This window comes from Campylobacter vulpis (assembly GCF_014217995.1).
Classification (GTDB): domain Bacteria; phylum Campylobacterota; class Campylobacteria; order Campylobacterales; family Campylobacteraceae; genus Campylobacter_D; species Campylobacter_D vulpis.
In genome coordinates this window covers 873325-888635 of the sequence record NZ_CP041617.1, presented here as the reverse complement: position 1 = coordinate 888635, position 15311 = coordinate 873325, and the positions used below count along the sequence as shown (strand labels likewise).

Genomic DNA, 15311 nt, shown 5'->3' with positions numbered 1-15311 from the left:
TACACAATTTTACTTAAAGTTTATAAATGCAAATTTAAGTCTCTTTTGCTATAATTTCGCTTTTGTAAAAAAAGGGGAGTAAATGGCTCTTAAGGTGCATTATGATAAAGATTGCGATCTTAATTTAATCCGGTCAAAAAGGGTTGCTATTATAGGCTTTGGCTCACAAGGACACGCTCACGCACTAAATTTAAGAGATAGTGGCGTAGAAGTTTTCATCGGTTTAAGGGAGGGAAAAAGCTATGAAAAGGCACAAAATGCAGGTTTTGAGGTTTTGAGTGTAACACAGGCTTGCAAAAAGGCTGATTTGATAATGATTTTAACACCTGATGAAAATCAAGCCGAGCTTTATGAAGAGGAAATGAAGCCTTATTTAAAACAGGGGCAAATTCTAGCTTTTGCACACGGCTTTAATATCCACTACGGACAAATTATACCTCCTGAATTTGTTGATGTGATTATGATAGCTCCAAAAGGACCAGGACATACTTTAAGAAGTGAATTTGTGCAAGGGAGTGGTTTGCCTTGTTTAATTGCCGTGCATCAAGATATAAGTGGCAGGGCATTGGATTTAGCATTTTCTTATTCAAGTGCGATAGGAGCAGGAAGAGTTGGCATTATGCAGACAAGTTTTAAGCACGAAACCGAAACCGATCTTTTTGGAGAACAAGCTGTGCTTTGCGGGGGGCTTGTGAATTTGATAGAGGCTGGTTTTGAAACCCTAGTCGAGGCAGGGTATGAACCTGAAATGGCGTATTTTGAGTGCTTACACGAGGTAAAACTCATCGTAGATTTGCTTTATCAAGGGGGCATTGGTGATATGCGTTATTCTATCTCTAATACAGCGGAATATGGAGGCTATGTAAGTGGGGCTAAGATTATTACACCGCACACTAAAAAAGCGATGAAAAATATCTTAAAAGATATACAAAATGGCGTTTTTGCGAGGGATTTTATTCTGGAAAAAAAAGCAAATTTTGCCAAAATGCACACTATGCGTCAAAATACTAAGCAATCTTTAATTGAAAAAACTGGGCAAAATATCCATAAAATGATGCCTTGGATTAGCAAAAATAAGCTTGTAGATAAGGATAAAAATTAAATTGTCAAAAAAAAATATTAGTCTTATTCAAAAAATTTTACTTCTTAGTATTTTGATTTTAATTTGTGTGATTTTAATTTTGCTGATTTTAAGCAAAAAGCAAACCCTACAAGAATCTAAGTTAAAGCCTACAAATTCTACTTTTAAAACGGAAGAATTGCTAGAAAATCAAAATGCCGTTTTTAAGCCTTTAGAGGCAGATTTAAGTCAAGCGAAAGTAGATGAAAAAGAGCATTTTGAGGCAAATTTAAGTCAAAAAAATGCTTTGAATAATGAAAGTTTAGCGACAGATAAAAATTTAAGTGAAGATTTAAAAGAATTGAATTTAAGCAAAGAACAAAATCAAAATCTCAATTTGGAGCAAAATTTAAGCAAAAATGAAGCAAAACAAGAAAATTTAAAGCTTGTTGTGGGACAAAAGCCAAAATTAGCCATTATCATCGATGATATGGCAAATGAGGAGCAAACAAGAAGTCTTAAAGCTTTAAATTTAAAGCTTAATCCCTCCTTTTTCCCCTCTCACACTTTACATCCAAATACTCCAAAACTAGCTAATGAATTTGAATTTTATATGGTGCATTTGCCCTTAAAAGCCCTTTCCTTTCAGAATAAAATGCCTGTTTTAAGTCCAGAGGATAGCAAGGAGGAGATTGAAAAAACGATTGCTAAGATTAAAGACGAATTTAAGGATTTAAAATTTATCAATAATCACACGGGAAGCCTTTTTACAAGTGATGAAAGAGCTATGAGAAAGCTTTATAAAGTTTTAGATAAGTATCATTTAAGCTTTGTGGATTCTAAAACCATACACAATTCACAAGCTCCTAAAATCGCCAAAGAAATGGGAAAAATTTACATACAAAGAGATGTTTTTTTAGATAATGAAGATAATGTGATTTATATTAAAAATCAGCTTTTAAGTGCTGTCAATTTGGCTAAAAAAAGGGGCTATGCCATAGCCATAGGACACCCCAAAAAAAACACTTTTAAAGCTTTAAAAGAGAGTAAAGAGCTGCTAAAAAGCGTGGAGCTTGTGTATTTGAGTGAGCTTTATGAATAGTGAAGTTTTACCTAGTGCTTATTTAAGTCTTTTTAACGCCTTAAAAGATAAGCCTAAAAGCCTTTATTTTAAAGGAAATTTGGAGCTTTTATCCTATCCTAAGGTCGCTATTATAGGCTCTAGAAAGATGAGTGTTTATACAAAAAATTGCGTTTTAGAATTAGCCACTACTCTTAAAAACGCTGGAGTTTGCGTAGTAAGTGGAGGGGCTTTGGGCGTGGATATCAATGCGGCTTTAGGCTCTTTGCCTCTACATATAGGCATTTTTGCTAATGGTTTAAAGCACATTTACCCACGCACAAATGAAAAGCTTATTAAAGAAATTTACGCTAAAGGCTTGGCTTTAAGTGAAAATGAGGACGCTTATATGCCTCAGGGCTTTGATTTTTTGCTAAGAAACCGCCTTATTATCGCCTTAAGTGAGGCTGTTGTCATTGCACAAGCACATCTTCAAAGTGGTTCTATGCAAAGTGCTAGGCTAAGTTTGCAAATGCAAAAACCACTTTTTGTTCTCCCGCAAAGATTGGAGGAAAGCCTTGGAACTAATTTACTTTTACAGGATAAAAAGGCAAATTTGATAGCGGATTTTAGGACTTTTGCGGCACATTTTGGAAGGGTAAAAGAAGAAAGCTATGAAGATGAATTTTTGCAATTTTGTCAAAAGGGTGTGAGTGTGGAGCAAGCCTTGCAAAAATATGGCGAAAAGGTTTATGAATATGAGCTTGAGGGTAAAATCGCCATCGATGGCATTTGGATAAGGCTTTTAAAATGAGGATTTTAGCTTTAGATGTGGGCTTAAAACGCATAGGTGTGGCTTTATACTTAGAAAATATCCCTTTGCCTCTTGATGCTATTTTGAGGAAAAATCGTCATCAAGCCGCAAAGGAAGTGCAAGAGCTCATCGAAAAATATGCGATTTCCAAGCTTATCGTGGGCTTACCTAAGGGTGGGACGAGTGAGGAGGAGATGAGTAAAAGGGTGCGTCATTTTGTCTCTTTACTAGAATTTAGCGGGGAGCTTGTTTTTGTCGATGAAGCTTATACAAGTAAAGAGGCACAAAGTTTAGGCGTGGTAAATTCGCGTAAAAAGGACGGCAAATTAGACTCTTTAGCTGCTTTGATAATGTTAAGGGGATATTTTGGAGGCTAAATTAGCACAAATTTACACCCCAAATGAGCTTGAAATTTTAAAAGAAAGCTTTAAGAGTCCTAAAAATATCTGTGTATTTTTAAATTTCTTAAAAACAAATGAAAATTTAATCAATGATTTTTTTAAGGATTTAAAATTTCAAAAACTTAATCCTTTTTGCTATCTTTTTAAGGCAGAAGATAAAAGCATTTTAAGTAAGATGAAAGCCTTTAATGAGGGACATTTTTATATACAAAATTATTCTTCTTATCTTTGTGCTAAAAATTTAAATGTTAAGCCTAATGAAAGCATTTTAGATATGTGTGCGGCTCCGGGTGGAAAGAGTATTAATTTAGCAAATTTTATGCAAAATAAGGCTTATTTAGCCTGTGTGGAGGCAAATAGAGAAAGGTTTTTTACTCTGCAAAAAAATTTGAAAAATTATGGGGTTAATGCTAAGATTTTTTTAAAAGATGCGAAAAGTATAGGGCGTTTGTGTCCTTTGAAATTTGACAAAATTTTACTTGATGCACCTTGCTCTACCTTAGCTAAAACAGGCTTTGAAAATGTAAAATCTCTAAAAGAAATCAAAGCTCTAGCTCTTTTGCAAAAAAAGCTTCTTCACTCTGCCTTAAAAGCGTTAAAGCACGGAGGCGAATTAGTTTATAGCACTTGCACCTTTTTTAAAGAAGAAAATGAAGAGGTTTTAGAAAATGCTTTAAAAAGTGAATTTGAGCTTGAATTTTTAGAACTTGATTTAGAAGGCGTGAGAGCAAAGGAGGCAAAGAGCGAATTTAAAGAACTTGGAAAGGCTAGACGCATTATGCCTTGCGAAAATTACGATGGCTTTTTCATCGCTAAAATGCGTAAAATTTAGGACTAGCACAAAAATAAGCCGTTTAAAAGGTATTGGAAAATAAACAAGAATTCATTTTTGATAATTAATATTAATTTTATAATTTTGATATATAATATCATTATTATTTTTTAATAGGAGGATTTAAGATAATGAAAAATTATATTTTTTGTATTATTTTTTTATCTTATAGTCCATTAAATGCGGCTTGTAAATATGTCTATCAACAAGATAGAGTTATTTCCTTAATTTTAGGCGTTACGGCTGCAAATGCCCCTGAAGTAACTACAAAATGCCATTAGGGATTTAAGGGTGTTAGATTTTATTTTTATTCTTATTTTAGATTATACTCTTTATTTTAGTAAAGTTTTAGAGAAAGTCTTTTTAGGGCGTGTTATTTTTGTATTTCTTTTTGTTATTTTTTTCATTCTTTTTTGTGTGGAGGGCTTGTTATTTCATTTATTTTTAGTTTTAGCATTATCCTTGCTTTTATATCTTTTTTTGTCAATTTTGCTTATGAAATTTAGCTAAGTTACAAAGCTTTCAACTAGTCTTTGAACGAGCAAATTCCACCCATCAACTAGCACAAAAATAAGCAGTTTAAAAGGCAGAGAAATCATCACAGGTGGGAGCATCATCATACCCATAGCCATTAAAACAGAGCTTACGACCATATCAATAACTAAAAAAGGCAGATAAATGAGAAAACCTATCTCAAAAGCCGTTTTAAGCTCTGAAATCATAAAAGCAGGCACTAAAACGCTTAAAGGCACATCGTCTATGGTTTTTGGATTAGGCAAATTTCTAATGCGGTAAAATAGTGCTAAGTCCTTTTCACGCGTATTTTTAAGCATAAAATCCTTAAAAGGTTTCACGCCTTTTACAAAGGCTTCTTCATAGCCTATTTTCTCCTCTAAGTAGGGCTTCACGCCCTCATTATAGGACTTTGTCGCCACAGGCTCCATAATGAAAAAGGTCAAAATCAAAGCCATAGTAACCAAAATGGTATTTGGAGGCATACTTTGCGTTCCCATTGCTTGTCTTAAAAAAGAAAAAACGATGATAAGCCTTAAAAAAGAAGTCATTATAAAAATAATGCTAGGAGCAAGGGCAAGTATGGTTAAAACGATGATGATATTGAGCGTTGTTACAAGCTGGTTGGGCGTGTCTGGTGCGCTAAGACTTAAATTTACCGTTGGTATGGTAGCTTCCGCTCCAAAAACACTTAAGGCAAATAAAATGAGTAAAAAAATGCTTTTCAATCCAAAAATCCTAAGCTAAAATAAAGGCTGAATTCTACCTTTAAGCACTTTAACTTTTGCTTTAATTTTAACCTTTTGTTGCTAAAATAAGAAAATAATTATAAGTAAAGGGAAATGATGAAAAGCTCTATTGTTATTTTAGCGGCGGGTCTTGGCACAAGAATGAAATCAAGCACACCTAAGGTTTTGCAAAAAATTTGTGGTAAAAGTATGATTTTGCATATTTTAGAAAAGGCTTTTGCCTTAAGTGATGATGTGAGCGTGGTTTTATCACATCAAAAAGAAAGAATAGAGAAAGAAATCGCCACATTTTTCCCGCAAACTAAGTTTATAGAGCAAGATTTAGTCCGTTTCCCCGGCACCGCAGGAGCTTTAAAGGATTATAAGGCACAAAATGAAAGAGTTTTAATCCTCTGTGGAGATATGCCCTTAATAGAGCTTCAAAGTCTTAAAGCCTTGCTTGAGTTAAAAAGTGATTTAGCTCTAGCCGTTTTTGAGGCAAAAGATGCAAAAAGTTATGGTAGGGTTGTGCTTGAAAAAGGCGAAGTGCAAAAAATCGTTGAGCTAAAAGACGCCGATGAAAAGGAAAAAATGATTAAAACTTGTAATGCAGGCGTTTATATGGTAAATGCAAAGCTTTTAAGTGAGCTTTTACCCCTAATCGACAATGAAAACAAGGCTAAGGAGTATTATTTAACAGACATCATTAAACTTGCAAGGGCTAAAAATACACACATTAAGCCGCTTTTTGTCGATGAAGAGGAATTTATGGGTGTCAATGATAAAATTGAGCTAAGTGTGGCAGAAAATTTAATGCAGGATAAAATTAAAAAATTTTGGCAAAAAGAGGGTGTCATCTTGCATAATCCAAGCTCTATTTTCATAAGCTTAGATGTGAAATTTATAGGCGAGTGTGAAGTGTATGAAAATGTGAGGATTGAGGGTAAAAGCGTGATAGAAAGCTCTATTATCAAAAGCTCAAGCGTGATAGAGGATAGTAAAATAAGCTTTTCGAGTATAGGACCCTTAGCACATTTGCGTCCAAAATGTGAGCTTAAAAACACGCATATAGGTAATTTTGTCGAGTGTAAAAATGCTAAATTAAACGGCGTGAAAGCTGGGCATTTAAGCTATTTAGGAGACTGTGAGATAGAGGAGGGGACAAATATAGGCTGCGGGACGATTACTTGTAATTATGATGGAGTTAAAAAACACAAAACCATTATTGGTAAAAATGTTTTCGTAGGCTCTGATACGCAGTTTATCGCACCTGTTTGCATAGAAGATGAGGTTATCATCGCAGCGGGAAGTTCTGTAAGTGAAAATGTCCCTAAAGGTTCGCTTTTTATTAATAGAGCACAAAGCAAGATTTTAAAAGATTATTTTTATAAAAAATTTCAATGAAAACCATACTTTTAGCCATTAGCGGTAGCATAGCCTTTTATAAATCTTATGAGTTGATTTCTTTATTTAAAAAAGAGGGCTTTAGAGTTAAAGTTTTATTAAGTAAGGGGCTTTTGAAATTTGCTTCTAAGCTTAGTTTTGAAGCTTTAGCAGACGAGCTTTTATGCGAGGAAAATGAGTCGTGGCAAAATCATAATAATCATATCGCCTTTAGCAAAGATGCCGACCTTGTGCTTTTTGCCCCAGCAAGTGTGAATTCTATCAACAAACTTGCAAACGGCATAGTAGATACGCTTTTTATCCAAACCTTAATGGCAGCTAAAGCCCCCCTTATCATAGCTCCAGCAGCAAATTCGGCGATGTATTTACATTTTAGCACTCAAAACTCTCTTCAAGTTTTAAAGCAAAATGGAGCTAAAATCATAGAACCAGTTTATAAAAAACTAGCTTGTAAAGATGAGGGAATCGGTGCTTTAGCGGAGGTTTTAGATATTTTTCATTTTAGTAAAAGAGAGCTTTTAAAAGAGGAATTTTTTTGTGGTAAAAGTGTGATTATAAGTGGAGGTGGCACAAGGGAAAAAATCGACGATGTGCGTTGCATTAGTAATTTTTCAAGCGGAAAAATGGCTAAAGAAATTGCCTTTGCCTTTTATTATTTGGGTGCTGATGTGAAATTTTTAAGCTCAACGGATTTTCAAACGCCTTTTGAGCTTTTAAATTACGAAAGCTCAAGCGATTTAAAGGCACTTTTAAGGCGTTTTGAGGGGGGTGATTTTTTAATTATGGCGGCGGCTGTGAGTGATTTTATCCCCAATTATCAAAAAGGTAAGATTAAAAAGAGTGAAGCGGGGCTTAATTTAAATTTGAGTTTAAATGAAGACTTGCTAAAAACTTGCAAATTTAAGGGTAAAAAAATAGGCTTTAAAATGGAGCTTGACCCTCAAAACGCCCTTTATAACGCACAAAATGTCTTAAAAGAAAAAAGGCTTGATATGATTTGTCTTAATGTTTTGAGTGAGAAAAATTATTTCGGTGCGGATAATAATGAGCTTATTTTCATCACGCAAGATTCAAGCGTAAAAAGCGAATTTAAAAGCAAAAAAGCCCTTGCATTTGAACTTGCAAAAATGTGCGAAAAATTATGAATTTGATTAATTCTACTCTTCCTATACCTATGAAAGTCCTAGCAAAATCAGGCTACGCACACTATACCCTAGAGCTTAATAAAAAGCAAATTCAAACAAAAAGTATGATAGAGCTTGAAGTGGGGGCGGAGTATTTAGCGGAGCTTTATATGAGTGAGGGCGTGATACAATTTAGACATCTTTGTAAGCGTCCAAATTTCACACCTTACGAACAGGGAATTGAGCTGATTTTAAAATTATTAGGAGAGGATTTTGATTTTAAGCGTTTTATTGTAGAAAATTTAAGTGCGGCTAAGGATTTGCAAAGTTTTCAAATTTTTAAAGAAATGCTTTTTGCTAGTTTTGAAAATGTCTATCATATCCCTTTTATTTTTGAAAATAAGCCTTGCTTGTTTCAATTAAGAAAGAGGGCAAATATCGTGGAGCTTTATTTGTATTTTAGTGTTTTTGGAGCTTTGAAAATCGTTAAAGATGAAGTGGGAGTTTCTGTTTTTACTCCCTTTTTAAAGGTGCAAAAATTTCTTAACGAGCATTTAGAGTATCAAGTGTTTCAAGATAAAAATTTAAAAGCCTTTTTTGAATATAAAAAATTGCTAGATTTTAAGGGATAATTTATGGAAAGAATTGACATTGTAGAGCGTATCGGTAAAAAATATTTAATCTCAAATACAGAAAAAGGCGAGTTTAGTTACGCAAAAGATAATAAAAAAGCAAAATTAAAAAAAGAGCTTGGCGAAGAATTTAATAATTTTTATGTTGATATGCGTTTTTGTAAAGATGATGTTGTCATTTTAGTCGAAACAAAAACAAAATTTACACAAAAAGACGAAAAGCAACTTAAAGCCTATGTAGAGGCTGAAAAAGCCCTCCACAGCACTCAAAAAATCATCGCCATACTTGCCAACACTGACGATAATAAAATCAAGGTTTGGAAAAATCATATAAACGATGAGTGCTTACTAAAAAATGAAGTCGTGCTTGATACTATGGAGCATTATATGTCTTTATTTGAGATAAATAAGCAAAACGATAGAGAAAAGGTTCTCAAAAACACCTATGATTTAAACGAGCTTTTGCATAAAAAGGACATTGATGAAAAGCTCCGTTCTCAATTTGTCGGCACGACTCTTTTATACATTAAAAACGAAGTGAAAAAACGAGGTATAAATCACATCAATGATAAATTAGTCAAAGATTTAAAAGAATTTTGGAGCAACACAAACGAAGACGCCATTCGCGTAAGCATAGAAAGAACCTTAAGCGATTTACTTGACGGCTCAAATAACAAAGCGAAAAAAATAGAACTTTTACAAAAAAATGTCCTAAACGATCAAAAAATCAAAAAGCTAAAATTAAAAGACTGGATAGAAATTTTAACAACCATACTTACAGACATCTATAAATACATCGATACCGAGAGCGAGGAGGGGCAAGACATCTTAAATCTTTTCTTCATCGCTTTTAATAAATACACAGGCAAAGCTGATAAAAACCAAGCCTTCACCCCTGACCATATCACAGATTTTATGTGCCGCGTGGTAGGCGTGGATAGGACAAAAAGGGTGCTTGACATCACTTGCGGGAGTGGGTCATTTTTAGTGCAAGCTATGGTAAAAGAATTAAGCGATTGCAAAAGAGGTAAAACCGAAAAAGAAGCTAAAGAGCTAATGGATAAGGTCAAAAAAGACAATATCTACGGCATAGAAGTGGAGGAAAAGGCTTATGGACTAGCCACGACAAATATGCTAATCCACGGCGATGGTAATAGCAACATCGAATTTGGTTCTTGCTTTGAAAAAAAAGAATTTATCAAAGAGGCAAATCCTGATATTATTTTAATGAACCCTCCCTATAACGCCAAGCCCATAAGCATACCTGAATATTACAAAAACAAATGGAGCAAAGGTGCGAAAGAGGGCAAGGAAGACCCCACAAAAGGGCTTGTGTTTATACAATATCTAAGCGATATTATCAAAGAGATAAATGAGGAAAGAGAAGCCAAAAACGAGACGAGAAAGGAAGTAAAATTAGCAGTTTTGCTGCCTATGAGTGCTGCCATAGGCTCTAAAAGTGATATTAAAAATATCAAAGAAGCTATGCTAGAAAATAACACCCTAGAAGCCGTTTTCACCCTTCCAGCGGAAGTGTTTTACCCGGGGGCGTCTGTGAGTGCTTGTTGTATGGTTTTTACCCTTGGTAAGCCGCATATTAATACAGATGGCACGACAAATGAAACCTTTTTTGGCTACTTCAAAGAAGACGGCTTTAAGAAAAAGAAAAATTTAGGCAGAGTGGAGCTCTTTGACGAGGGGGGCGAGTCCAAATGGAAAAAGATAGAGGAGCAATGGCTAGATGTCTTTAGAAATAAAAAGGTCGTTGATGGCTTAAGTGCTATGGCAAAGGTAAGCGGCGAAGATGAGTGGCTATGCGAAGCCTATATGAAAACGGATTATTCTAAACTTTCACAGGCGGATTTTCAACAAACATTAAATAATTTTTTAGCCTATCAAATGAAAGAGGGGAATATTTATGAATCTTGATGTGGAGTTGTGGGCTTCTTTTCAAGTTAAAGATATTTTAAGCATACATAATGGCAAGGGTATAACTACTGAGGAGATTGAGGAAAATGCTGGGGATTTTGCTGTCGTTCAAAGTGGGGAGGAAAATAACGGAGTGCTAGGCAAAATTGACTTAGATTATTGTAAATCAAAAGGATACACCTATACAGAAAAGCCTTGTTTAACCGTTGCTAGAAGTGGTTCGGCTGGTTTTGTCTCTTTTCAAAAAAATGGCTGTGTTGTCGGCGATAGTGCGAAAATTTTATTACTCCCTGATGAAGTAGCAAAAACGGAAATTTATTTATTTTTACATAGTATCTTAACGGCTAATAGATTTAAATACGATTATGGGCGTAAGGTTACGGAGTATAAATATATGAACGATTATATTGATTTACCAACGCTTATAAAGGGTCGTAAAAAAGTGCCTGATTTTGAATTTATGGAAAATTATATTAAATCCCTACACTACAAGCCTTTAACGACTAAAAATCGCCCTGAAAATGCCCTGCCATTAAATATTGAAAAGTGGGGCGAGTTTAGACTTGGGGATATTTTTGAGTGTTCTAGCACCTTTTCTTTGGTAAAAAGTGATTTAGATGAAGCTTACGGGGGGGGGGGGGGGGTAATGTCCCCTTCATCTCTAGGACAACTTTCAATAATGGCTGTGATGGGTATGTAGAAGTGGAAGCGAAATTTATAACAAAAGGAAATTGCATTAGTATAGGTGGAGAGGGCATTTACGCCTTTTATCAAAAAGAGGATTTTGCGACAGGGACTAATATTTGCGTTTTAAGAAATGAAAAATTAAATCAATATGTAGCCCTTTTTGTGTGTGCAGTGTTAAATCACGAAGTTTATCGTTATTCTTATGGTAGGGCGAGGAATTTGGGAAGAGTAGAAAATGAAACTATCAAACTCCCCATAAATCACAAAGGCGAACCAGACTTTGAATTTATGGAAAATTACATCAAATCCCTACCTTATGGAGATAGAGTATAATGAATGAATTAAAACATCTAGCCGTGGTAATGGACGGAAATAGGCGTTGGGCGAAAGCTAAGGGCTTTTTAGCGAAATTTGGCTACACAAAGGGCGTAAAAACCCTACAAAAACTTATGAGCGTATGCGTAGAGGAGCAAATTTCTCAACTTACACTTTTTGCCTTTAGCACGGAAAATTGGAATCGTCCAGCTGATGAAGTAGAGTTTATCTTTAAACTTTTGGAGCGTTGTTTAGATGATGCCTTAAAAGAATTTGAAAAAAATGGCGTGCGTTTAAAGGCGATAGGGGATTTATCGCGTTTAGATGAAAAACTAAAAGAAAAAATAGCTTTAGTTGAGGAAAAAACGAAGCATTGTGAGCGTTTATGCGTGAATTTAGCTATTAGCTATGGCTCAAGAGATGAGATAGTAAGAGCGGCTAAAAGAGTGGTAGAAAAGGGCTTAGAGCTTAGTGAGGAGAATTTAAGTGCGAATTTAGACCTGCCTTTAGATGTGGATTTAATGCTACGCGTGGGAAATGCTAAAAGACTTTCAAATTTTTTACTTTGGCAAAGCTCTTATGCTGAAATTTGCTTTAGTGAGACCTTATTTCCTTCCTTAACTATAAGGGAATTTAAAAAAATTATTAAAGAATATAGAAAAAGAGAACGCACCTTTGGAAAATAATGCTTTATTATGGGGAATTTTGGGGGCGGTTTTGGGGTCATTTTGTGCGAGTTTTGCGAGCCGAATTTGTGAAAAAAAGCCCCTTTTTGCCATGCGTTCTTTTTGCTTTTCTTGTGAAAAAAAGCTTGGATTTTTAGAGCTTGTGCCTATTTTTTCTTATCTTTTTTTAAAGGGGCGTTGTAAAAATTGTAATGGCAAAATTCCTCTTATGTGCTTTTTGAGTGAAATTTTTGGCATTTTTTTGATTTATCTTGCCTCATTTTGTGCGAAATCTTTTAAAGAATTCCTTGCTTTAACGCTTTTTCTTTTTGTGTGCTTTAGTCTTTCTTTGATTGATTTAAGATTAAAAGCTGTGCCAAATTTCTTGCTTTGGATTGGCTTTTTTACTGCTTGTTTGGTAAAAATTTTAGAAAGTCATCTCAATGCTTTTGATATGAGTATTTTTCATTTTTTTATAAACGCTTTTATGTTTGCTGGTTTTATTTTTTTACTTAAAAGCTTTATTTCTTTTATAAAAAATTTTAAAAATAAAGAAGTTGAAGAAAATTTAGGCGATGCGGACATTATATTATTAGCGGCTTTTGCTGGGTTGTTTGGCTTTATGGGGGCGTTTTATGTTCTTTTTATCGCTGCATTTTTATCTTTACCCTTTTTTTATTTTGCTTTTAAAAAAGGAGAAAAAGAGCTTGCCTTTTTGCCTTTTATAAGCCTTGCTATGTGTGTATATTTAGTTGTTGGGAGAGTATTTTGAAGCTTATATTTAAATATATTTTAAATCAATTTTTAGGGACACATCTTTCTATTTTTCTGGTGCTTTTTGGCATTGTTTCTATGGTTTTTTTTATTCAAATTGCGAATCTTACTTCAAGCATTGAGATTAGCTTTTTAGACCTTTTTAAGCTTTACGGCTTTATGCTGCCACGCATTTTGATTTTTACCTTACCGCTTGCCTTTTTTGTGGCACTGACCTTAGCTCTTTATAGACTTTCAAGGGAAAATGAAAGCGTTGTGTTTTTCACACTTGGTTTTACGCCTTTAAAAATGGCACAATTTTTTCTTAAAATCGCCGCATTTTTAAGTGCTTTAATGCTTTTTGTATCCTTAGTAATGATACCCATTGTGTATCAGTTGCAAAAAAATTTCGTTGATTATAAAAAAACGCAAATTAAATTTAATTATAAAACAGGCGAATTCGGGCAAAAATTTTTAGACTGGATGATTTTCATACAAGATGAAAAAGGGGGAAAGTATGAAAATATCATTATGTATCACCCAAAAAGCACTGATAATTTAAAAGAGCAACTCATCATCGCTAAGGAGGCAAATTTAGAGCGTTCAAACGAGGGCTTTGCTTTTAGGCTTAGTGCAGGAAAAATGTATAATTTTGACGCAGATGAGGCTTTATTTATCGGTGAGTTTGAAAATTTGATTGTTAATACAAAATTTAGTGATAATTTAGGGCAAACTAAAGCATTTTACGAATACTGGGACGACATTAACACAAATGCGGATAAGGCTAGGGAATTTGTAATGTATGTTTGTATAAGCTTATTTCCTTTAGCTAGCACACTTTTTGCCCTTAGTTTTGGTATTGTAACCTACCGCTATGAAAGGGGCTTTATTTATCTTGGTATGTTTGGAGTTATCGCTGTTTATTTTGGGCTTTTATCAAGCTTATATAAGTCTCCTTTATTAACAACTTTTTTGATTTTTAGCCTTAGTTTTATGGCTTCTATGTTGTGTTTTAAAAAGATGATAATGAGTCGTTATTAATGCGTCTTAAGCTTGTTTTCTCCTATGATGGTTCGGCTTTTTTAGGCTCTGCTTCCCAGCCTCATTTAAATTCCGTTCAAAATGCTCTAAGTGCCGCTCTTGCTCATCTTGGTATTTTTAGCCCTGTGCTTTTTGCTTCACGCACAGATAAGGGTGTGCATGCCCTTCGTGCGGTAGCTTGTGTGGAGTGTGGGGAGCATTTTAAGAATTTAGTTTATCTTAAAAATCAACTTAACCGCTTCGCTCACCCTTTCATACACATTAAAAATATTGAACGCGTGAGCGAAAATTATGCTGTGCGTTTTGATGTGAGGGCTAGAGAGTATCGATATATCTTTCATCACGGGGAATTTAACCCCTTTTTAAGCCGTTATGTGTGCTTTAGTGAGCGTTTTGATATTAAAAGAGCAAATGAACTTTTAGGGCATTTTGTGGGAGAAAAGGACTTTAAATTTTTTCAAAAAGCAGGAGGGAGTGCGAAAACGAGCGTTAGAATAATGTTTTTCGCACAGGCTTACACGCATAAAAATTTAAGCGTATTTCAATTTAGGGCTAATGGCTTTTTAAGAGCGCAAATAAGACTAAGCGTGGCAAGTGTTATGGCAGTGCTAAGGGGAGAATTAAGCGAAGATAAATTAAAAGAGCAAATCGAGGCTAAAAAATGTCATTACCGCTTTTTAGCCCCAGCAAACGGACTTTATTTAAGTCGTATTATTTATTAAGAATTTCGCACTCAAAGCCCTCATTTGTATCTTTAAAACGATAAATTTTATCCTTGCAAGGATAGGATATTTCATTATAGGGAGCAATTTTTTGCGTTTTGTTTTGTAATTTTTCCAAAACGAGAGGCAATTCTTTTTTGATGAGAGCTTTATCGCTTATCCTCATTCCGTGTTTTAAGCTTTTGATAAATTTTGCGTCTATATCTCTTATCAAATGTAAGGTTGCATCAAATTTTAAATGTTTATAAATTTCATAAAGATTTTCCTTATCTTTGGCAGGATTTAACTCATCTTCTACGCTGTGATAGCTTACAAAAATGGTGTTTGGCTTGGCTCTTTTTTGAAGTTCTAAATGCGTGGGATTTAAAATCGCTCTTATAAGATAGCAATCATCGCTAAAATAGTATTTTGAACTAGGGTTTCTCGTCCAAAGAGTTTTGGTGTAGTATTGATTTTGATTATGTGGGTAGGTTTCTATGGCATCGCAGGTTTTGCTTTCGCGTCCTAGTATGAATTTAACCTGCGGTAAAGCCGAGCCTGAATTATCAAAAACAGCATCAACATACCAAGGTGCTATTTTGCTAATGAGTAAAGCCAAATAGCCTCCATAACTCCCCCCAGCATAAATGAT

Annotated in this window: 18 protein-coding genes; 16 read left to right on the top strand and 2 right to left on the bottom strand. The window is 34.5% G+C overall.

The annotated features are described in order from the left end of the window. Nucleotides 1-82: 82 nt before the first annotated feature. From ilvC to CVULP_RS04520, 6 genes are all read left to right on the top strand, one after another. Nucleotides 83-1102 carry a ketol-acid reductoisomerase gene (gene ilvC / locus CVULP_RS04545; protein WP_099507520.1) on the top strand — a complete coding sequence of 340 codons (1020 nt, stop codon included), beginning with the start codon at nt 83-85 and terminating at the stop codon, nt 1100-1102. A 1-nt stretch (nt 1103) separates the two neighbouring features. After that, a complete protein-coding gene (locus tag CVULP_RS04540) occupies nt 1104-2162 on the top strand; it encodes a divergent polysaccharide deacetylase family protein (protein ID WP_099507519.1) in 1059 nt (352 codons plus the stop codon). Further along, nucleotides 2155-2934 carry a DNA-processing protein DprA gene (locus CVULP_RS04535; protein WP_099507518.1) on the top strand — a complete coding sequence of 260 codons (780 nt, stop codon included), beginning with the start codon at nt 2155-2157 and terminating at the stop codon, nt 2932-2934. Before CVULP_RS04540 ends, CVULP_RS04535 begins: the two co-directional genes overlap by 8 nt. Next, nucleotides 2931-3311, top strand: a complete 381-nt coding sequence (gene ruvX / locus CVULP_RS04530) for a Holliday junction resolvase RuvX (protein WP_099461544.1) — start codon at nt 2931-2933, stop codon at nt 3309-3311. The genes CVULP_RS04535 and ruvX overlap by 4 nt, the downstream gene beginning before the upstream one ends. Beyond that, nucleotides 3301-4167 (top strand): SAM-dependent methyltransferase, encoded by an 867-nt coding sequence (locus CVULP_RS04525; RefSeq protein ID WP_099461543.1) that lies wholly within the window; start codon nt 3301-3303, stop codon nt 4165-4167. Before ruvX ends, CVULP_RS04525 begins: the two co-directional genes overlap by 11 nt. A gap of 291 nt (nt 4168-4458) precedes the next feature. Continuing rightward, a complete protein-coding gene (locus CVULP_RS04520) occupies nt 4459-4677 on the top strand; it encodes a hypothetical protein (RefSeq protein ID WP_099461542.1) in 219 nt (72 codons plus the stop codon). Here CVULP_RS04520 and fliP read toward each other — a convergent pair. Then, complete coding sequence (fliP, locus tag CVULP_RS04515; protein WP_099507517.1) at nt 4674-5408, bottom strand: flagellar type III secretion system pore protein FliP; 735 nt, start codon at nt 5406-5408, stop codon at nt 4674-4676. The genes CVULP_RS04520 and fliP overlap by 4 nt on opposite strands. 117 nt (nt 5409-5525) lie before the next feature. On the opposite strand from fliP, the gene glmU reads away from it, so the two are divergent. From glmU to truA, 10 genes are read left to right on the top strand one after another with little or no spacing between them, the layout of a single operon-like run. Further along, complete coding sequence (gene glmU / locus CVULP_RS04510) at nt 5526-6812, top strand: bifunctional UDP-N-acetylglucosamine diphosphorylase/glucosamine-1-phosphate N-acetyltransferase GlmU (RefSeq protein WP_099507516.1); 1287 nt, start codon at nt 5526-5528, stop codon at nt 6810-6812. Then, on the top strand, nt 6809-7957 hold the full coding sequence (gene coaBC / locus CVULP_RS04505) for a bifunctional phosphopantothenoylcysteine decarboxylase/phosphopantothenate--cysteine ligase CoaBC (protein WP_099507515.1): 1149 nt from the start codon (nt 6809-6811) through the stop codon (nt 7955-7957). Before glmU ends, coaBC begins: the two co-directional genes overlap by 4 nt. Further along, a complete protein-coding gene (locus CVULP_RS04500; RefSeq protein WP_099461538.1) occupies nt 7954-8568 on the top strand; it encodes a hypothetical protein in 615 nt (204 codons plus the stop codon). The genes coaBC and CVULP_RS04500 overlap by 4 nt, the downstream gene beginning before the upstream one ends. A 3-nt stretch (nt 8569-8571) precedes the next feature. After that, nucleotides 8572-10497 (top strand): HsdM family class I SAM-dependent methyltransferase, encoded by a 1926-nt coding sequence (locus tag CVULP_RS04495; RefSeq protein ID WP_099507514.1) that lies wholly within the window; start codon nt 8572-8574, stop codon nt 10495-10497. Then, nucleotides 10487-11197, top strand: coding sequence for a restriction endonuclease subunit S (locus tag CVULP_RS04490; RefSeq protein ID WP_265575616.1), 711 nt, complete (start codon nt 10487-10489; stop codon nt 11195-11197). Before CVULP_RS04495 ends, CVULP_RS04490 begins: the two co-directional genes overlap by 11 nt. Next, complete coding sequence (locus tag CVULP_RS04485; protein ID WP_213268871.1) at nt 11155-11517, top strand: restriction endonuclease subunit S; 363 nt, start codon at nt 11155-11157, stop codon at nt 11515-11517. Before CVULP_RS04490 ends, CVULP_RS04485 begins: the two co-directional genes overlap by 43 nt. After that, nucleotides 11517-12185 carry a polyprenyl diphosphate synthase gene (uppS, locus tag CVULP_RS04480; RefSeq protein ID WP_099507537.1) on the top strand — a complete coding sequence of 223 codons (669 nt, stop codon included), beginning with the start codon at nt 11517-11519 and terminating at the stop codon, nt 12183-12185. Before CVULP_RS04485 ends, uppS begins: the two co-directional genes overlap by 1 nt. Further along, on the top strand, nt 12175-12936 hold the full coding sequence (locus CVULP_RS04475) for a prepilin peptidase (RefSeq protein WP_099461535.1): 762 nt from the start codon (nt 12175-12177) through the stop codon (nt 12934-12936). Before uppS ends, CVULP_RS04475 begins: the two co-directional genes overlap by 11 nt. Continuing rightward, complete coding sequence (locus tag CVULP_RS04470; RefSeq protein WP_099507411.1) at nt 12933-13958, top strand: LptF/LptG family permease; 1026 nt, start codon at nt 12933-12935, stop codon at nt 13956-13958. Before CVULP_RS04475 ends, CVULP_RS04470 begins: the two co-directional genes overlap by 4 nt. Beyond that, nucleotides 13958-14680, top strand: coding sequence for a tRNA pseudouridine(38-40) synthase TruA (gene truA, locus CVULP_RS04465; RefSeq protein WP_099507410.1), 723 nt, complete (start codon nt 13958-13960; stop codon nt 14678-14680). Before CVULP_RS04470 ends, truA begins: the two co-directional genes overlap by 1 nt. Here the strand turns inward: truA and CVULP_RS08770 are convergent. Further along, nucleotides 14670-15278 carry a DUF2920 family protein gene (locus CVULP_RS08770; protein WP_252197018.1) on the bottom strand — a complete coding sequence of 203 codons (609 nt, stop codon included), beginning with the start codon at nt 15276-15278 and terminating at the stop codon, nt 14670-14672. The genes truA and CVULP_RS08770 overlap by 11 nt on opposite strands. Between the last annotated feature and the right edge of the window lie 33 nt (nt 15279-15311).